The 17,818-nt window shown below is 74.6% G+C and carries 19 protein-coding genes; 9 read left to right on the forward strand and 10 right to left on the reverse strand.

Annotated elements, in window-relative coordinates; all coding sequences use genetic code 11:
• Positions 1-45: 45 nt before the first annotated feature.
• The 3 genes from ACU4ZT_RS12180 to ACU4ZT_RS12190 all read right to left on the reverse strand — a co-directional run bounded on the left by ACU4ZT_RS12180 (position 46) and on the right by ACU4ZT_RS12190 (position 2,567).
• Positions 46-834 carry a glucose 1-dehydrogenase gene (locus tag ACU4ZT_RS12180; protein ID WP_063072515.1) on the reverse strand — a complete coding sequence of 263 codons (789 nt, stop codon included), beginning with the start codon at positions 832-834 and terminating at the stop codon, positions 46-48.
• A 79-nt stretch (positions 835-913) separates the two neighbouring features.
• Positions 914-1,942, reverse strand: a complete 1,029-nt coding sequence (locus ACU4ZT_RS12185) for a CPBP family glutamic-type intramembrane protease (RefSeq protein ID WP_445337263.1) — start codon at positions 1,940-1,942, stop codon at positions 914-916.
• A gap of 112 nt (positions 1,943-2,054) precedes the next feature.
• Complete coding sequence (locus tag ACU4ZT_RS12190) at positions 2,055-2,567, reverse strand: Dabb family protein (protein ID WP_445337264.1); 513 nt, start codon at positions 2,565-2,567, stop codon at positions 2,055-2,057.
• 167 nt (positions 2,568-2,734) lie between these two features.
• Between ACU4ZT_RS12190 and ACU4ZT_RS12195 the strand changes: the two genes are divergently transcribed.
• The 5 genes from ACU4ZT_RS12195 to ACU4ZT_RS12215 all read left to right on the forward strand — a co-directional run bounded on the left by ACU4ZT_RS12195 (position 2,735) and on the right by ACU4ZT_RS12215 (position 7,912).
• Entirely contained in the window at positions 2,735-3,835 is a 1,101-nt protein-coding gene (locus ACU4ZT_RS12195; protein WP_414749073.1) for an anti-sigma factor, read from the forward strand.
• A gap of 473 nt (positions 3,836-4,308) precedes the next feature.
• Positions 4,309-5,202 carry a permease gene (locus ACU4ZT_RS12200; protein ID WP_043588478.1) on the forward strand — a complete coding sequence of 298 codons (894 nt, stop codon included), beginning with the start codon at positions 4,309-4,311 and terminating at the stop codon, positions 5,200-5,202.
• A gap of 22 nt (positions 5,203-5,224) precedes the next feature.
• On the forward strand, positions 5,225-6,100 hold the full coding sequence (locus ACU4ZT_RS12205) for a TIGR03943 family putative permease subunit (RefSeq protein ID WP_254654581.1): 876 nt from the start codon (positions 5,225-5,227) through the stop codon (positions 6,098-6,100).
• 7 nt (positions 6,101-6,107) lie between these two features.
• Positions 6,108-7,499 carry a hypothetical protein gene (locus ACU4ZT_RS12210; protein WP_270979653.1) on the forward strand — a complete coding sequence of 464 codons (1,392 nt, stop codon included), beginning with the start codon at positions 6,108-6,110 and terminating at the stop codon, positions 7,497-7,499.
• Positions 7,500-7,528: 29 nt separating this feature from the next.
• The gene (locus ACU4ZT_RS12215) at positions 7,529-7,912 is read left to right on the forward strand and encodes a cupin domain-containing protein (RefSeq protein ID WP_063072511.1); all 384 of its coding nucleotides are present in this window, start codon (positions 7,529-7,531) and stop codon (positions 7,910-7,912) included.
• 122 nt (positions 7,913-8,034) lie between these two features.
• On the opposite strand, the gene ACU4ZT_RS12220 is transcribed toward ACU4ZT_RS12215, so the two are convergent.
• Positions 8,035-8,730, reverse strand: coding sequence for a hypothetical protein (locus ACU4ZT_RS12220; protein WP_445337265.1), 696 nt, complete (start codon positions 8,728-8,730; stop codon positions 8,035-8,037).
• 263 nt (positions 8,731-8,993) lie between these two features.
• Between ACU4ZT_RS12220 and ACU4ZT_RS12225 the strand changes: the two genes are divergently transcribed.
• On the forward strand, positions 8,994-9,698 hold the full coding sequence (locus ACU4ZT_RS12225) for a PadR family transcriptional regulator (protein ID WP_270979656.1): 705 nt from the start codon (positions 8,994-8,996) through the stop codon (positions 9,696-9,698).
• 71 nt (positions 9,699-9,769) lie between these two features.
• Here ACU4ZT_RS12225 and ACU4ZT_RS12230 read toward each other — a convergent pair whose 3' ends face one another.
• The 4 genes from ACU4ZT_RS12230 to ACU4ZT_RS12245 all read right to left on the reverse strand — a co-directional run bounded on the left by ACU4ZT_RS12230 (position 9,770) and on the right by ACU4ZT_RS12245 (position 13,947).
• Positions 9,770-10,033 carry a hypothetical protein gene (locus tag ACU4ZT_RS12230; RefSeq protein WP_063071054.1) on the reverse strand — a complete coding sequence of 88 codons (264 nt, stop codon included), beginning with the start codon at positions 10,031-10,033 and terminating at the stop codon, positions 9,770-9,772.
• Between the two features lie 115 nt (positions 10,034-10,148).
• Positions 10,149-11,768, reverse strand: coding sequence for a molybdopterin-dependent oxidoreductase (locus ACU4ZT_RS12235; RefSeq protein ID WP_270979657.1), 1,620 nt, complete (start codon positions 11,766-11,768; stop codon positions 10,149-10,151).
• Positions 11,765-13,027: a sensor histidine kinase gene (locus tag ACU4ZT_RS12240; protein WP_063071056.1), complete on the reverse strand. Its 1,263-nt coding sequence runs from the start codon at positions 13,025-13,027 to the stop codon at positions 11,765-11,767. The genes ACU4ZT_RS12235 and ACU4ZT_RS12240 overlap by 4 nt, the downstream gene beginning before the upstream one ends.
• Positions 13,024-13,947 carry a response regulator transcription factor gene (locus tag ACU4ZT_RS12245; RefSeq protein WP_445337266.1) on the reverse strand — a complete coding sequence of 308 codons (924 nt, stop codon included), beginning with the start codon at positions 13,945-13,947 and terminating at the stop codon, positions 13,024-13,026. Before ACU4ZT_RS12245 ends, ACU4ZT_RS12240 begins: the two co-directional genes overlap by 4 nt.
• A 109-nt stretch (positions 13,948-14,056) precedes the next feature.
• Between ACU4ZT_RS12245 and ACU4ZT_RS12250 the strand changes: the two genes are divergently transcribed.
• The 3 genes from ACU4ZT_RS12250 to ACU4ZT_RS12260 are packed head-to-tail and all read left to right on the forward strand — an operon-like array spanning position 14,057 to position 16,139.
• Positions 14,057-14,764, forward strand: a complete 708-nt coding sequence (locus ACU4ZT_RS12250; RefSeq protein ID WP_063071057.1) for a glycosyltransferase family 2 protein — start codon at positions 14,057-14,059, stop codon at positions 14,762-14,764.
• Positions 14,761-15,444, forward strand: coding sequence for a TIGR04282 family arsenosugar biosynthesis glycosyltransferase (locus tag ACU4ZT_RS12255; protein WP_414749078.1), 684 nt, complete (start codon positions 14,761-14,763; stop codon positions 15,442-15,444). Before ACU4ZT_RS12250 ends, ACU4ZT_RS12255 begins: the two co-directional genes overlap by 4 nt.
• On the forward strand, positions 15,441-16,139 hold the full coding sequence (locus ACU4ZT_RS12260) for a class I SAM-dependent methyltransferase (protein WP_414749079.1): 699 nt from the start codon (positions 15,441-15,443) through the stop codon (positions 16,137-16,139). The genes ACU4ZT_RS12255 and ACU4ZT_RS12260 overlap by 4 nt, the downstream gene beginning before the upstream one ends.
• Here the strand turns inward: ACU4ZT_RS12260 and ACU4ZT_RS12265 are convergent.
• The gene (locus ACU4ZT_RS12265) at positions 16,088-16,576 is read right to left on the reverse strand and encodes a hypothetical protein (RefSeq protein ID WP_063071060.1); all 489 of its coding nucleotides are present in this window, start codon (positions 16,574-16,576) and stop codon (positions 16,088-16,090) included. The two genes, ACU4ZT_RS12260 and ACU4ZT_RS12265, sit on opposite strands and share 52 nt — an antisense overlap.
• Entirely contained in the window at positions 16,576-17,805 is a 1,230-nt protein-coding gene (locus ACU4ZT_RS12270) for a molybdopterin-dependent oxidoreductase (RefSeq protein WP_063071061.1), read from the reverse strand. The genes ACU4ZT_RS12265 and ACU4ZT_RS12270 overlap by 1 nt, the downstream gene beginning before the upstream one ends.
• Between the last annotated feature and the right edge of the window lie 13 nt (positions 17,806-17,818).

A 17,818-nucleotide genomic window follows, 5' to 3' on the forward strand; every position in this document is an offset into this window, starting at 1 on the left:
CGCGCCGGGCCCGCCGCCCGCGCCGACCGACCCGGATCCCGCCGCTCAGTACTTCGCGGACTGCCCGCCGTCGATCGGCAGCACGGCCGCGTTCACGTACGCGGCGTCCGAGGACAGCAGGAACGCGACGACCGACGCGATCTCCTCCGCCTCGCCGTAGCGCTTCGTCGGGTTGCCCTGGATGAACTGCTCGGCGGCGCCGCGCGGGTCGTCGGCGCTGATCTGCTTCATCGACGCCTCGACCATCGGCGTCCAGATGGCCCCGGGCGCGATCGCGTTGACGCGGATGCCGAACTCGCCGTACTCGACGGCGGAGTTGCGGGTGAGGCCCACGACGCCGTGCTTCGCCGCCGCATAGCCGGACTGGTTGCCGACGCCGCGGATCCCGCCGACGCTCGCGGTGTTCACGACCATGCCGGAGCCCTGCGCGCGCATCACGGCGAGCACCTTCTCGAGGCCGAGGAACACGCCGCGGAGGTTGATGGCGACGACCTTGTCGAACTCGGCGGCCGTGAAGTCCTCGGTGAGGTTCTGGCGGCCCTCGATGCCGGCGTTGTTGAAGAAGCCGTCGATGCGGCCGAAGCGCTCGATGGTCTGCTGCACGTAGGCGTCGACGTCGGACTCCTGCGACACGTCGGCGATGACGGTGAGGACCTCGGCGTCGGGCGCGGCGGCGGTGACGGCCTCGACGGTGGCGGCGAGGCCCTGCTCGGAGATGTCGACGAGGGCGAGGCGGGCGCCCTCGGAGGCGAGGCGGACGGCGGCGGCGCGGCCGAGGCCGGATCCGCCTCCCGTGATGAGGACGACCTGGTCGGCGAAGCGGGTGGTGGTCATGGGGTCTCCTGACGAGTCGGGGACGGCGGCCCGCGTCTCGTAGGCGGAGCCACTGGTCCATGCGATCGCATGGACATACCTACCGTAGGTCGGGATCCTGGGCACCGCCTCCGCGCACCGCCCGCCGCTCGGGCGCCCGCCGCTCCATCCCCCACCGCACCGCGACGAAGACGATGCCGGCGAGCACGATGTGCACGAGCACCAGCGCGATCGCGTCGGGCTCGGCGAACGCGACGTCCCAGCCCGACGACGCCCAGGCCATGCCGCCCAGCAGCACCCGGGTGACCGTGAGCTGCGTCCAGTGGAACGCCATCGCGATGAGGAGCGCGCCCTCCACCGGGATCCGCCGTGCGGCGATGAGCGCGAGCCCGAACAGCCCGAGCTGGAGCACGTACACGACCGCGTCGTTCCCGGCGGGAATCGGCGTGAAGGCGCCGGTGTCCGACCCCGCGAGCGTCCGCACGATCCAGCGGCCGGACTCGATCACGACGCCGGTGGCGGGGAAGAGGGCGGTGGTCACGAGGGTGGCGACGACGAGGCCGGTGCCGTCGCGGAGGTTCGTCCACATGTACCCGCGGAGGGCGAGCTCCTCCGGGATCGCCTCGTAGAGCGCGAGCACGAGGCCGTTGAGGAGGAGGAAGCCGACGAACGCGGCGGCGTCGATGCCGTCGACGCGGATCCAGCCGAGGAGGCCGGCCGGGACCCAGACGACCGCGCCCGTCACCGCGCCCACCCCGACGCCCAGCGCGATCGGCCGCCCGATCCGCCGCGAGAGGCCGAGGGACGCGAGGCTCCGGCGATCGAGCCGCCGGCGCAGGAGCACCACGGCGGGCACGACGAGCGCGGACATCAGCACGGCCTGCAGGACGATCCTGGCGAGCAGGCCGGCGCTGGTCGCCTGCTCCACCACGTCCGTGATGCCGATTGCCAGGCCGAGACCCACGCCGAGCACGACCCAGGCGAGGAGCGCGACCGCGACGGCGCGGATCCACGACTGCGGGCGGCGCGTCTGCGCGTCGAGGCGCGGATCCGGCGCGAGGGCGGCCGGGTCGTCCCGGTCGGCCGATGCGTTCGGGCTGGAGGCGGAGGGGCGGGCGGATGCGGGCACGGAACTCGTCTCGTCGGCGGATCGTGGGCGGCGGGCGTCCTCACCCATGCTGGCCGCAGGGTCCCCGGCGCGCGACCCCGACGGCGGCCTGGCCCGCTTCTGGGGCGCGGGATCAGGCCGCAGACGCCCCCGCTTGGCCGCCGGCCGACGTCGCCGCCTCCGGCTCCGTCGCCGGCTCCGGCTCCGGCTCCGGCTCCGGCTCCGGCTCCGTGAAGTCGAACACCAGCACCCCGTGCGGATCCGGCGCCAGCAGCCGCCCCACGAACCCCTTGAAGGCGGCGTGCTGCACATCGATGCGCGCCGGATCCGCGATGAGCGGCTCCCCGAGGTAGAGGTTGCGGTCGCCCTCCGAGGAGAAGGTCAGCACGAAGCCGAGCTCGAAGCCGCGACCGACGCCCTCGGGGCTCGACTGCCGACCGGCGTGAAGCGAGCGGATGTACGGGCCGGACCCGTCGGGGTGCGGCGAGTCGGCGAGCGCGCGGAAGCGGCGCTCCACGTCGTCGCGGTCGGCGGGCGTCGCGTCGTCCCGGAGCCGGAACAGCACGACGTGGTGCACGAGGCCGGGGACGTGGTCGCGGGCGGTGAGCTGGGCGTCGGTGAGGGCGGGGCGGGCGTCGGTGGTCATGTCCGGATCATGGCCCGATCCGGCCGGGTCGGCGCGGAGGCCGCCGACTGACCCGGATGGGGCCTCGCCACGGCGGGACCACCGCCGTACCGTGGGCGGTACCCGCACGACCGCACGGCCGCACGGACGCACGGCCGCGGCGTCCGGGCCCGCGACGAGGAGGCCGCATGTCCGACCCGCTCGACGGCCTCGACCCCGACGCCGCCCTCGCCCGGCGCCTCCGCGACGATCCCGATGCCGCGCGCCGTCTCGAGGGGCTGCGACGCACCGCCTACGGCCGCGACGGATCCACCGCGCCGCTCGTCGAGGTCCCCGCCGACCTCCGCGCGCGCACGGGGTACGACGAGGCCGAGCTGCCGGCGCCGCTCGTCGCGCTGCTCGCGGCGGAGGCACGGCTCGTCGACGAGGGCGCGGCGCTGCTCGCGGCGGAGCGGCCCGCGGTCACGGCAGCGGACGCGGACGCGGCTTCCACGCCAGCGGCTCTCGACGACGACCGCACAGCGGACGCCCCCGTCGCCGCGCCCGCCCGCCGCCGGGCGCTCCGACCCGGTCCGCTCGCGGTTCTCGCGGCCGGCGTCCTCGTGCTCGCCGGGCTCGGCGTCGCCTCCGCCGCAGGCCTCCTCGACGTCGGCCGCACCACCGCCTCGCCGCCGCCCTCGAGCGGCGGCTCCACCGCCACCGCGACCGCCACCCCGCGCGGCCAGGCGATGGGCACGCCCGACGGCCGACGCGGATCCGTCGTCCCCGACTTCACGGCCGATCCACCCGTCCCGGTCCCGCAGACCGATGCCGAGCTGGCCGAGAGCCTGCAGGTGCGCGCCGATCAGGCCTGGCGCCTCGTGCTCGACCAGGAGCCCGACGCGGTGCGGCCCGACGTGCAGACGGAGCGCGTGGTCGACGAGGAGGACCACATCGACCAGCAGATCGCCTGCCTGCGGGACGCGGGCGTCACGGCGTCCAGGGTCGGAGACGACAGCTACGAGCTGACCGACGCGGATCCGGTCGCCGTCTACGTCTGCCAGGTCCGCTTCCCCCAGCGGGAGGCCGGCCCGCGATCCGACGCCGAGCTGGCCTACATCCACGACTACTACCTCTCCTACCTGATCCCCTGCTACGCCGCGGAGGGGAGGCCGTACGACGGCGAGGTCCCCGCGGTCGACGACTTCATCGCCGCCGTGCGCGCCGAGCGGCCTTGGACCCCATTCCCGCGCGCCATGGACGAGCGGATCGCCGAAGCGTGCCCGGTGCTCCCGGCGGCCTACCGGTGACGGCGGCGGCCGCGACCGCCGCGGTCGGGGACACCGGTGACCCCCGCGCGCGCCGCCCCGCCGCCGCACTCACGGAGGTCCGATCCCCCCGCGGTTAGGGTGGATCCCGTGCGCGCGACCCCCGGACCCGGCCCCCGCGCCACCGGTCCGCGATGACGGACCGGCACAGCCCCTTCACCCCCGACGACGACGGCGCCTCGCCCTTCGACCGGCCCGCGCGCTCCTCGCGTCCGCGACGCGAGCGGATCCGCGACCGACGTGCCCGCGACGCCGAGGCGGGAGCCGGCCCGGCGCCCGGCCCGGCGACCGCGACCCTCACGGCCCCGCCCCCGCCCGCCGCGCACGACCACCCCCACGACCACGACGCCCCGCGCCCGTCCCCCACCGGGATCCGCACCGGCCTCGTCACGGGCCTCGCCCTCGTCCTCCTGCTGCTCGCCCTCCGCGCCGCCTCCCCCGCGCTCGGCGACAGCGTGCTCCCCGACCGCCTCCAGGACCTCGTCACGCTCTCGGTCAGCGTCATCGTGGAGTCGCTGCCGTTCGTGATCCTCGGCATCGTCCTGTCGATCGTCGTGCAGGTGTGGGTGCCGCCCGGCGTCATCGAGCGCCGCCTGCCGCGGAACCCCTTCGCGCGCCGCGCCTGCATCTCGTTCCTCGGCATGGCGCTGCCGGTCTGCGAGTGCGGCAACGTGCCGCTCGCGCGCGGCCTGGTGGTGCGCGGCTTCACGGTGCCGGAGTCGATCACGTTCCTGCTGGCCGCGCCGATCCTCAACCCGATCACCATCATCACGACGCACGCGGCCTTCGGCTGGGACGGCTGGATCCTCGTGGCCCGCCTCGTCGGCGGCTTCCTCATCGCGAACGTGGTCGGCTGGCTGTTCAGCCTCCACCCCGAGCCCGACCGGCTCCTCACCGACGAGTTCCGCGCCGAGTGCGCGCTGCCGGACCCGCACGCGCACGGCGGCGCCCGCGTCCGGAAGTCGATCTCGCTGTTCGGCCGCGAGGCGACCACGATCATGCCGGCGCTCGTCATCGGCTCCCTGCTCGCGGGTCTCATCCAGGTCGCCGTGCCGCGCGAGGTGCTCGTCACGCTCGGCGGCAGCCCGATCCTCTCGGTGCTCGCGCTCATGCTCCTGGCCTTCGTCGTCTCCGTCTGCTCCAACGTCGACGCGTTCTTCGTGCTCTCGTTCGGATCCGTGTTCCTCCCGGGCGGCATCGTCGCCTTCCTGGTGTTCGGCCCGGTCATCGACGTGAAGATGCTCGCGCTCATGCGCACCACCTACTCGACCCGCACGCTCGTGATGATCACCTCGGTCGTCGCGCTGATCAGCCTCGCGCTGGGATGGGGAGTCAATGCCATCGCCTGACGACCGGACCGACGGACACCCGATGCCCGCCGACGCGAGCGCCGCGGACACCCGCACCGCCGACCGCGCGGCCCCCGCCCTCCGCCGCGCCCGCCGCCGCCGTGCCGCGGGCGGCCGCGCCTCCTCCACCGTGGGCCTCGTGCTCCTCGCCGCGTGCATCGTCTCGACGCTGTGGCTCACGATCACCGGGCAGCTCGGCCTCTACATCCACCCGCGCTACTTCGTCTTCACGGCGATCATGGCGGTCATCGGCCTCGTCGCCACCGTCGCCGGGTTCGCGCTCCGCCCCGCCGAGGCGGCCGACGACCACGATCACGCGCACGACCACGACGGCGGCGGATCCGCGTCGCCCGCCGCCCGCCGCACCCTCCGCGCCCGCGCCTCCCGCGTCGCCGTCGCGACCGTCGTCACGATCACGGTCGTCGCCGTCCTCGTGCTCCCGCCGCGCACGCTCACCCAGAGCACGGTGACGCAGCGTGCCCTCAACTCGAGCACGGTCTCCTCCGACGCCGCGCCCGACCAGGAGCTCCTCGGCACGAGCGACTTCTCCACGCTCGGCGTCAAGGACTGGTCGCAGCTCCTCGCGCAGACCACGGACCCCACCTTCTTCACCTCGAAGTCCGTCGACATCACGGGCTTCGTCAGCGCCGACCCCGACGACCCGGAGGACGTCTTCTACGTGACCCGCTTCGTCGTCACCTGCTGCGCGGTCGACGCGCAGCCCGTCGGCGTGCCCGTCTACCAGCCCGGCTGGAAGTCGACGCTCCAGACCGACGAGTGGGTGGAGGTGAAGGGCCCCTTCGCCTCGAACCCGAGCGCGAAGAGCCGGCAGCCGCTGGCCGTGATGCCGCAGGGCGTGACGAAGGTCGACCAGCCCGCCGACCCCTACGTCTACTGAGCCGTCCGTGACCGACGCCGCCCGATCCCCGCGCGCCTTCCGCCGGGCGTTCACCGCCGTGATCCTCGTGCTCGTGCTCATCGCCGGCGGCCTGCTCGCGGTCGCCGGCAGCCAGGGGCCGCGGCTCGTGCGCACCGACGTGGATCCGCTCGCCGTCGTGCAGCAGTCGCGCCAGCGGCTCGTGCTCGCGGCGAACCGGCCGGTGGCGCCGCTCGACGCGTCCCGCGTGCGGATGGAGCCGGGCGCCGACTTCACCGTGGACACGCAGGCCGACCGCATCATCCTCGACTTCACGCGCCCGCTGGCGTACGACGCCGACTACACGGTGTCGATCGACGGCGTCCAGGGCGTCGGCGGCGGCCCAGCGTCGGACCTCGCGACGTCGTTCCGCACGGGCGACCCCGGCATGTACGTGCTCGTCCGCGGTGGCGAGCAGCAGGCCGACCGCATCCTCCGCCAGGACGTCGCCGGGAGCGGCGAGGGCACGAGCGACGTGGTGTTCCAGGCCACGAAGATCCAGGAGTACGCGGTCGTCGGGAAGTCGCTCGTGGTCGCGACGCTCCAGGACGACGGCACGAACGGGCTCGTCATCGCGGCGCTGGACGGATCCGGCCAGGCCGACCTCCCCCTGCCCGGCCGCGGCGCCCTCGACGACCTGCACGCGGAGGACGCGGGCACCACGGTCGGCTTCCGCTTCACGAGCGCGGACGGCGGGCCCTACGACGACACCCTCATGGTCGACGACGTGGGCGCCGGTGCCGCCCCCGCTGCCGTGACGGGCCTCGACGGACGGGAGCTCAGCGTGCAGGCGTGGGGCTTCGTGCCCGGCCGCCCGCAGCTCGTGGCGCACGGGCAGGACGGCGACCTGTACCTCGTGACGGTCGACGGATCCACGCCCATCGTGCCGCTCGGCCGCCACGGCACGCTCGGCCCGTTCTCGGCGGACGGCACGCGGCTCGCGGTCACGGATCCGGGTTCGACGACCGAGATCGACCTCCGCACGGCGCAGCAGACGCGGCTGCCCACCGAGACCGGCGGCGCCGACCTGCAGTACGACGGCGCGATCTCGTTCGTGCCCGGCGACGACGCCGCGGTGCTCCGCGTGCGCACGTCCCTCGACGCCGGGACCGGCACCGCCACGCAGCGGCTCGTGGTCGTGCGCGACGGGAAGGCGAGCGACGTGTACGTGCCCGCGGATCCCCGGACCCGCATCACGGGCCTGAAGGTGACGCCCAACGGCCGCTTCGCGCTGCTCGAGACCGTGCCGGATCCGGCCCGCGGCGCGAGCGACGACTACCCGCGGAACCCGCGCGACTCGACCGTGACCACGCTCTTCGTCGAGCTCGCCACCGGCACGGTGACCCGCAGCGTGGCGGGCTTCGCGGTCACGATCGGCTGATCCCGCGCGGACCGTCGGAGGATGGACCCATGACGCATCCTCCCGTGACCGACATCGCCGCCGAGCTCCGCGAGGTGACCGCCCACTGGACGCCCCGGGTCGTGGGGCGGGTGAACGACCAGTACGTGAAGGTCGCGAAGCTGCTCGGCGAGCTGACGTGGCACGCGCACGACGCCGAGGACGAGATGTTCCTGGTCGTGTCGGGCCGACTCCGCATCCAGCTGCCCGACGACCGGGAGGTCGTGCTCGGACCCGGCCAGTTCCACGTCGTGCCGCGGGGCGTGCGGCACAACCCGGTCGCCGACGAGGAGGTGGAGATCGTCCTGATCGAGACGGTCACCACGGCGCACACCGGCGAAGTGGTCGTCCCGGGCACGGTTCCGGTGGAGCGCCAGGTCGGCGACTTCCGCTGACGCGAGGTCGCGGGATCCGCCCCCGCACGCACGACGGCCCCGGCTCCCGATGAGGGAGACGAGGCCGTCGATGCGTTCTGCTGTGATCGCAGGTGGTGCGTCCCGGCGGAGCCGGGTGGGTGCTACTTGGTGTTGACGGTGATCTTGGCGATGCCGACGACGAGCTTGTCGGTGACGGCGTCGGTCTTGAAGGTGCTGTTCAGCAGCGATGCGGCGTCGGGGCTGATCTTGACCGTGGTGCCCTCGAGGACGGCCTTGTCGCTCTCCATCGCGAGGGGCTTCAGGGTCGTGCCGTCGAGGTTGAAGATGTAGACGTCCTTCATGACCTCGCCGTCGCCGACCTGGACCGAGCCGGTGAGGCGGCTGGTGCCGGGGTCGATGACGAAGTCGGTGAGCTTCACGACGGTCGAGCCGGCGGTGAGGCTGATGCCGGAGCCGGAGTGGTCGATCTCGCCCTGGACGTAGGGGCGGTAGGACTGCTGCGGGTCGAAGTACTTCACGTTGCCGCCGGTGATGGGGAACGCGAGGGTGCCGGTGGCGCCGTCGAGGGTCGCGGTGCCGATGACGCCGGGGGTCAGGCCCAGGGTCGTGAGGGCGCCAGTGAAGCCGGAGTCGAGCGTGACCTTGGTGTCGACGCCGGTGAGCTTCGGGATCGTGGCGAGAGCGGTCGGGTTCGCCTCGGTCGTCGCGGTCGCGGCGGGCTTCGACGAGGACGAGGAGGACGAACCGGAGTCGGAGGGGGTCGAGCAGGCCGCGAGGCCGACGACGAGGAAGCCGGCGGTGGCGAGGCCGAAGACGGACTTGGTGAGGTTGCGCATGATGATTCCTTCGCTGTGTGGGCTGGGATCCACCCGGTTCCCCCGGGCGACACAGGGACTTCGGCGCCGCGGCGGATCGGGTTGGGGCGGGTTCTCCATTCCCAGGTTCTGGCCAGGTTCGGGGGGCGCTCCCCCGGGATCACGGGGAACCGCTGCCCCCGTCGCCGATGCGGGGATTGACTTCCGACTGTCGGCGACATATCGTCGATGCATCGCGACAGCACGCCGCGATCCCCACGCATCCCGACCGGAAGGAGCGCGACATGCGCACCCACGACCAGAACCCGCACCACGACCACCACGACCACGACCGCGACGGCGTCCCCGCCGACCGCCACGAGCCCCGCAGGCAGCACCACCGCGGCGGACGCCCGCGCATCATGCCGGGCCACCCGCTCGCGCGCGGCTTCCGCCCCGGCGACGGCCCCGGCTTCCCGGGGTTCCCGGGCATCCCGGGCATGGGCGGCTTCGGCGGCCCCGGATTCGGCGGTCCCGGATTCGGCCCGGGCCGCGGACGCGGCGGACGGGGACGCGCCCGCCGTGGCGACGTCCGCCTCGCGATCCTCTCCCTCCTCGCCGACGCGCCCTCGAACGGCTACGGCCTCATCACCGGCATCGCCGCGAAGACCGAGGGCGCGTGGCGGCCGAGCCCCGGATCCGTCTACCCGACGCTCCAGCAGCTCGTCGACGAGGACCTCATCGTCGCCGACGAGACCGGGGCCAAGAGCGTCTACTCCCTCACCGACCAGGGCCGCGCCCACGTCGAGGAGCACCAGGCCGAGATCGACGCGGCTTGGGCCGCCACCACCGACAGGTCCGAGGGCGAGGACGCGTTCCAGACGAGCCTCATGAAGCTCATGGGCGTCGTGAAGCCGCTGATGCACGACGCGACCGACGCCCAGCGCCAGGCCGCGGCGGCGAAGCTCGACGAGACGCGGCGCGCCCTGTACGCGATCCTCGCGGACTGACCCGGGCGCACGCTCCCCGCACGACGACGGCCCCCGCATCAGCGGGGGCCGTCGTCGTGCGTCGGGGCGGATCAGCGGATCGCTGCGCCGGTGTCGAGGTCGTCGCCGGCCTCCAGGTCGGGCCCGTCGGACTGGGTGATGTCGATGCCGAGCCCGCCGTCGGCGTCCTCGTCGTCGAGCGCGGTCGCGTCCTCGTCGTCGAGCGGGACGACGCGCTCGGCGTCGATGGCCTCCTGCGCCTCGCGGGCGTCGGTGCCGACGAGCTCCTCCTCGTCGATGCCGGTGTCGTCCAGGTCGCGGTCGGCGGGGTCGCGCGGGTTCTCGATGTCGCTCACGGTGCTCTCCTCTGCTGGTCGATGCGGCGCGGTGGCGCCGTGCCTCGACGCTACGCGCCCTCGCTCCGCGCGTGCTGGCCCGGTGCGTCCCGGGAGCGCCGCACGGGAACCCGGATCACCCCGCGTTGACGGTGATCCGGTGCCAGCCGGTCGCGCCGTCGGGGGCGGGCGGCACCTCGTCGGCGGTCTGCGTGGCGCCCGTCGTGTCGGTGGCGCGCACCTCCACGCTGTGGGATCCGCTCGCCGCGTCCCACGCGTACGACCACTGCCGCCACGTGTCCGCGCCCACGCCGTCGCCGAGCGTCGCCTCGACCCAGTCGCCCTCGTCGACGCGCACCTCCACCTTCTGGATGCCGGTGTGCTGCGCCCAGGCCATGCCGGCGATCGCCGTGCGGCCGGCGTCGACGCGCGCGCCGGAGCGCGGGGTGTCGATGCGCGAGCCGGTCTTGATCGGGCCGCGCTCGGTCCAGCCGCGCGTCGACCAGTACGCGACGTCCTCGGCGAACGTCGTCACCTTGAGCTCGGTCACCCACTTCGTGGCGGAGACGTAGCCGTAGAGGCCGGGCACCACCATCCGCACGGGGAAGCCGTGCTCCTGCGGCAGCGGCTCGCCGTTCATGCCGACCGCGAGGATCGACGCGCGGTCGGGATCCGTGAGCGCCTCGAGCGGCGTGCTCGCGGTCCAGCCGTCCTGGCTCGTGGACAGCACCATGTCGGCGCCCGCGGTGGGCCGGGCACGCTCGAGCAGGAGGCGGATGGGGTAGCCGAGCCAGAGCGCGTTGCCAATGAGGTTCCCGCCGACCTCGTTCGAGACGCAGGTGAGGGTCGTCACGTGCTCCTCGAGCGGGAGGGCGAGCAGCTCGGCGAACGTGATCTCGACCTCCTGCTCGACCATGCCCGTGATCCGCAGCGTCCAGGAGGAGGCGTCGACCGACGGCACCTGCAGCGCGGTGTCGATGCGGTAGAAGTCGGCGGCGGGCGTGACGAAGGGGGCGAGGCCGGGCACACCGAGCTCGGCGGTCGCGGGGATCGCGGCGGCGGGAGTCGTCGCGCGCGGCAGCACGAGGGTGCGGCGGAAGTCGTCCACGCGGGCGGAGGCGGCGTTGATGCCGCGGGCCACGGATCCGGCGACCACGGACGCGGCGCCGGCGACGACCGTCATGAGGAGGAAGGTGCGGCGCTCGACGCGCGCGCCGGATCCCGGGGTGAGGGGCGCGCGCTGGGCCGGGCGGGCGATGCCGCGCACGGGCTCCGCGGTCTGCGCCGAGTAGGAGGCCGAGCGGGTCGCGGCGTCGCGCCAGTCGCGGAGGCGGTCGGCGCCGCGGTGGAGGACGAAGACGCCCGCGATCATGCCGACGACGGTCGGGATCGCGGCGGCACCCGTCGCCCCGGCGCGCGTGGTGGCGGCGAGCACGGCGACCCCGGCGAACAGGGCCAGCACCACCACGCCGAGCGGCGGACGCCGCACCTGCAGGATGCCGGCGAGCGCGGCCGCGGCGAGCACCACGAACCCGAGCACGACGATCAGCGCGACCTTGTCCCCCGTGCCGAACACGGCGATCACCGCGTCCTTGACGCCCGCGGGCACGAGGTCGATGACGAGCGCGCCCACCGCGAGCACCGGGCTCGCGGTCGGCGCCACGAACGCCGCCGTGATCTCGGCGACGGCCAGCACGGCGAGCGCCGCGACGATCCCCAGGAACGCCGACCACGCGCGGAGGGCGGCGCGGGTCACGAGGCGACCGGCTTGCTGTACGGCAGGATCACGTCGAAGCGGCAGCCGCCGTCGATGTTCTGGACGGTGACGTCGCCGTCGTGGGCGCGGACGATGCCGCGCACGATCGCGAGGCCGAGGCCCGCGCCGCCGCCGCCGGACGCGTAGCCGCCGTCGTGCGAGCCCTCCGCCTGCACGGCCGGATCCGGTGCCGCGGCCTCCGCGGACGCGGCGGGGAAGTCGGGTCCGAGGGCGGCCTTCGCGGCGGCGCTCGCGCCGTACGCGCGCGGGGTGCGGGATCCGGTGCTCCGCCAGCCCGCGTCGAACACGCGTGGGAGGTCGGCCTCGGGGATGCCGCCCGCGGTGTCCTCGACGGAGAGCACGGCGAGGTTGCCGGAGTCGCGGTGCGCGGAGATGACGATGCGGCCGCCCGGCAGCGACTGCTGGATGGCGTTCATGACGAGGTTGCCGACGACGCGCGACAGCTCGCGCGGATCGCCCTGCACCACGAGGTCGTCGTGCGCGGTGACACCGCGGAGATCGACCTTGCGCGCCTGCGCGACCGGGCCGAGCTCGGCCACCGTGTCGCTCACGACGTCGTAGAGGGAGACGCGCTCGACCGCGAGCTCGAGGCTGCCGGAGTTGATCCGGGACAGCTCGAACAGGTCGTCCACCATGCCGTTGAGCCGGTTCGCCTGCACGCGGATCTGCCGGAAGTAGCGGTGCACGTCGTCGACCATGCCGTCCTCGAGGGACTCGGCCATGGCGCGGATGCCGGCGAGCGGCGTGCGCAGGTCGTGCGACATCCACGCGATGAGCTCACGGCGGCTGCGCTCCTGCGCCTCCATGCGGTCCCGGGCGTCGGCGAGGCGGCGGTTGGCGGCGCTCAGCTCGCGGGCCAGCTGCGCGAACTCGGTGCTGGTGGGGCGGCCGGGCTCGACCGCGGCCTCCTCGCCCATGGACGCGGCGTACCGGCCGAGCTCGCGGCTGCCGCGCACGAGGGTCATGCCGAGCATCGCGGCCATCACGAGGGAGACGAGCGCGGAGACCGCGGCGACGGAGAGGAAGGCGGTGAGGCCGGCGTCGTCGACGAGCATGCCGGCGGTGACGGCGACCATGCCGCCCACGACCGAGAGCACGGCGGCGAGCGCGACCACGCAGATCTGGAGCACGAGCGACCGGCGGCGGAGCAGGCGCAGCAGCACGCTCGCGCCGAGGCCGACGATGGCGGCGCACACCAGCGCCGTCAGGACGACGATGAGGAAGGAGTCGGCGGTCACGCGTCGTCCCCGGCGACGGGGGCGGGGGCGGATGCGGCGGCGTCGTCCCCGGCAGGGTCGTCAGCGACGGCGGCAGCCCCGGGAGCAGGCGCGGCAGCGGCATCGGGCGCGGCAGCGGCATCGGGCGAGGCCGCGACGGGCGCCGCGGCGTCCGGGTCGAACCGGTAGCCCACGCCCCAGACGGTGCCGAGGAGCACGGGGTGCGCGGGATCGGCCTCGATCTTCTCCCGCAGGCGCCGCACGTGGACGGTGACGGTGGAGAGGTCGCCGATCTCCCAGCCCCACACGGAGCGGAGCAGGTCGTCGCGGCCGAAGACGCGGCGCGGGTTCCGCAGCAGGAAGGCGAGCAGGTCGAACTCGCGCGAGGTGAGGGAGAGCATCGCGCCGGCCTGGTGGATCTCGCGCGCGCCCAGGTCGAGCACGAACGGGCCCGCCACGAACGGCGGCTCCGGCACGGCCTCGGGCACGGTGCGGCGGAGCACGGCGCGCACGCGCAGCACGAGCTCGCGCGGGGAGAAGGGCTTGGCGAGGTAGTCGTCGGCGCCGGCGTCGAGGCCGTTGACGCGGTCCTCGCCCTGCCCGAGCGCCGTGAGCATCACGACGGGGACGGGCGAGTCGGGGTTCTCGGCGCGGATCCGGCGGCACACCTCGAGGCCGTCGAGCCCGGGGAGCATGCGGTCGAGCACCACGAGGTCGGGCATCCGCTCGGTCGCGACGCGCACGGCCTCGAGGCCGTCGGCCACGGTCTCCACCTGGAAGCCGGACGCCTTGAGGTACCGGCACACGACCTCGTTCACGGTCGGGTCGTCCTCCACCACGAGGATGCGGCGGCCGCGGAGCGGATCCTGCCGGGTCGCATCGGGCCGCGCGGCGTCGGGGCGGGCGGTGTCGGCGCGCGCGGGGTCGTAGGTGGGGCTCACCCGGCCAGACTATGCGCGCTCCCTGGGGCCGGACCCGCGCGGTGTCCGGCTTGCGAGCGAGCCGTCACCCCTGCGCGGACGCCCACCCGCGTGCTCCTAGGCTCGACGGATGACGGAAGCGCTCGTGGACGTGGTCCTCCCCTGCCTCGACGAGGAGGGGGCCCTGCCCTGGGTGCTCGGCCGGCTGCCCGAGGGGTACCGCGCGATCGTCGTCGACAACGGATCCACCGACCGCTCCGCCGAGGTCGCCCGGGAGCACGGCGCGCTCGTGGTCGCCGAGTCGCGCCGCGGGTTCGGAGCGGCGGCGCACGCCGGGCTCGAGGCGGCGACCGCGCCGCTGGTCGCGTTCTGCGACGCCGACGCGTCGATGGATCCGGCCCTCCTCCCCCGCGTCGTCGACCCCGTCCGCCACGGCGAGCGCGACCTCGTGCTCGGCCGCCGCGTCCCGTCCGCGCGCGGCGCGTGGCCGCTGCACGCGCGCATCGCGAACCTGGAGCTCGCGCGGCGGCTGCGGCGGATCACGGGCGTGCCGCTGCACGATCTCGGGCCCATGCGGTGCGGCCGGCGGGAGGATCTGCTGGCGCTCGGGATCCTCGACCGGCGCAGCGGCTATCCGCTGGAGATGCTGCTGCGGGCGTCGGCCGCCGGGTGGAGCATCCTGGAGGTGGACATGCCGTACGCACCGCGCGTCGGGCGGTCCAAGGTCACCGGCACCGTGCGCGGGACCGTCACCGCCGTCCGCGACATGTCGCGCGTGCTCGCCGAGGCGCGGGCCGCCGCGGCGGGCGCCCACCAGGCACCGGGAGGATCCGCATGACCGCCGTCGTCGTCATCGCCAAGGAGTGCATCCCCGGTCGCGTGAAGACGCGCCTGCATCCGCCGTTCACGCTCGAGGAGGCGGCCGAGCTCGCCTCCGCCGCCCTCGCCGACACGCTCGCGGCCGTCGACGACGCGGCCCCCGAGCGCCGCGTCCTCCTCTTCGACGGCACGACGCCGCCCGCCGAGGCCGCCGGCTACGACGTCATCCCGCAGGTGGCGGGCGACCTCGACGAGCGCCTCGCCGCCATGTTCGACGCGCTCGACGGTCCCGTCCTCCTCGTCGGCATGGACACCCCGCAGCTCACCGCCGACCTCCTCCGTCCCGTGCTCGACTCGTGGGCCGACGGCGCCCGCGGACCCGACGCGTGGTTCGGCCCCGCGAACGACGGCGGCTTCTGGGCGCTCGGCCTCCGCGAGCCGGACGGCGCGCTCGTGCGCGGCGTGCCCATGTCGCGCGACGACACCGGAGCCGTGCAGCTGTCGCGCCTGATCGACGCCGGGCTCGACGTCGCGATGCTGCCCGAGCTCACCGACGTGGACACCGTCGACGACGCGCTCGAGGCCGCCGCCGCCGCACCCGCCCATCGCTTCGCCGCCGCGCTCCGAATCCTGATGACCGGCCCGGGCATCCCCGTCGCCGCCGCATCGCACGCCGCACCGCAGAGGGATCCCGCATGAGCCTGGCAGTCGACCACCCCGAGGACCGCGCGACCGCGCGCGACCGCACCTTCGGATCCGGTGGCGGCGAGCCGTACGCCCGTGCGCTCCGCGACTCCGGCGAGGTGCTGTTCCTGTCCCTCACGGCGGACGACGACAGCGCCGAGGTCATCGACATCAGCCGGTGGAGCGCCGACGCCGACGAGGTCGACGCGAGCCTGCTCGCCGACGCCTGCGGCCCGGTCCTCGACATCGGCTGCGGCCCGGGCCGCATGGTCCGCGCCGCGATGGACGCCGGGCTCGGCGCCCTCGGCATCGACGTCTCCCCCACCGTGGTCGAGATGGCCGCCGGCCAGGGCCTCCCCGTCCTGCACCGCTCCGTGTTCGAGCGGCTCCCCCGCGAGGGCGGCTGGGGCACGCTCCTCCTCCTCGACGGCAACATCGGCATCGGCGGCGACGCGGGCGCGCTCCTCGCCCGGTGCGGCGAGCTGCTCGACGACGAGGGCGCGCTCGTGGTGGAGACCCACCCGGATCCCTCGCGCGACCGCACGTTCGAGTGCACGGTCGAGGACGGCCAGGGCCGCGCGAGCGATCCCTTCCCCTGGGCGCAGGTCGGCCGCGACGCGGTCGCGCGCCTCGCCGAGGACGCGGGCCTCGCGCCCGCTCAGTCCTGGGTGACCGGCGGCCGGTCCTTCTCGCGCCTCGTCCGCGCGTAGACCACCGCGACCACGGCGGTCGCCACCGCGGTGGCGACCCACATGAGGGCGAGCCGGGGCGCGTAGTCGGCGATGAGGATCGTCGGGTTGTCGTTCCCGATGGCGCGCGCCCGGATCTCCGGGATGACGACGACGGTCATCACGGCCATCACGATGACGCCCGCCTGCACGATCACGAGCGCGCCCGGTGGCAGCCGGCGGCCGGCTCTGCGCAGCAGGAGGCCCGCGACGAACACGACGGGCGACAGGATCGCGTCGTGCACGAGGATCGCGACGAGCAGGAAGACGGCGACGCCGACGACCTGGTCCGGACGCTGGGAATCGAGGAGCACGAGCGCGCCGAGGACGAGGCCGGCGACGCCCACCGCGACGAGCGCGATCCGGGCCGCGAGCACGCCGCGGGATGCGGGCGCGGGGACGGTTCGTGTGCCGGTCATCACATCGCCTCCAGGGTCGAGAGCCACTTGGTCTGCAGCACGCCGGGCCGTCCGGGCGCGATCATGCGCGCCGGGTAGCCGTGCTGGATGTCGAGGGGCGCGCCGTCGAGCTCGAGCGCCACGAGGGTGAGCGGGTCGCGCACGTACTCGGGCCCCATCTCGGTCCGGCGGAAGCCGCCGCGCTGCTCGAGGCTCGTGACCCGCAGCCGCGCGCCGGGGTCGGCGCCGACCGCGTCCATCAGGTCCGTCAGGCGCACGCCGCGCCAGGTCGCCGACTGGCTCCAGCCCTCGACGCACGCGATGGGGAGCGTGGCGGTGACGAGCTCCATGGCGCGCAGGTCGTCCATCGTGAAGGCGCGCGACGCGGATCCGGCGGAGACGGTGAGCGTCCATCCGGGATCCACCGCCGTCTCGGTCACACCCGCGGCCTCGGCCGTGCGGTTGACGGGGAGCGCCTGCGGGCCGGTGCCCATGACGCGCGGGCCGAAGGCGTTGAACGGGGCGAGGAGCCGGAAGGACTGGCCGGCCGTGAGCCCCACGACCGCGGCCACCGATGCGCCGACCGCGACGAGGAACCCGCGGCGCGCGACGGGCGCAGGCGCGACGGGCGCGCCGTCGATCCAGGCGGTGACGCGGCCGGTGAGGCCGCGAGGAGCGCGCGCGTCGCGCGCGGCGGGATCCGGCGCGTCGTCCACGATGGGCGACTCGTCGGCCTGCCCGCGCCGCCAGTGGCCGGCGATGGCGGGCAGCTTCACGCCGATGTGGATCGCGAGCGAGCCGATCACCACGAACGCCAGCGCGTAGTGCGTCTGCCGGAAGTAGAAGGGGAACGGCACCCACTGGAAGGTGTTGAGGAGGCCCATCGTCACCTCGAGGAGCGATGCGCCCACGAACACGGCGATGGACGCGCGCTCCAGGAACGAGACGACCCCGGTGACCGGCGGGTACGTGAGCAGCTCGGGGAAGACGATCCAGAGCTTGGCGAGCAGCAGCGGCACGCACGCGATGCCCGCGGTGATGTGGATGCCCTGCGTCACCCGGTACAGCGAGACGGGCGCTGTGGGGAAGCGCATCCACGGCAGCGGGTCCTGGAGGAAGTGGCTGTAGAGGCCCGTGCCGAAGCAGACCAGGAAGGCGAGGCCCAGCAGGCGGCCGATCACGACCGCCATCCGGGTCGTGCGGGCGGGCGACGCGAGCCGGCGCCGTGCCTCGTGCATCAGCGTCCGCATGGGGGCCTTCCTT

Source organism: Clavibacter davisi (assembly GCF_052751415.1).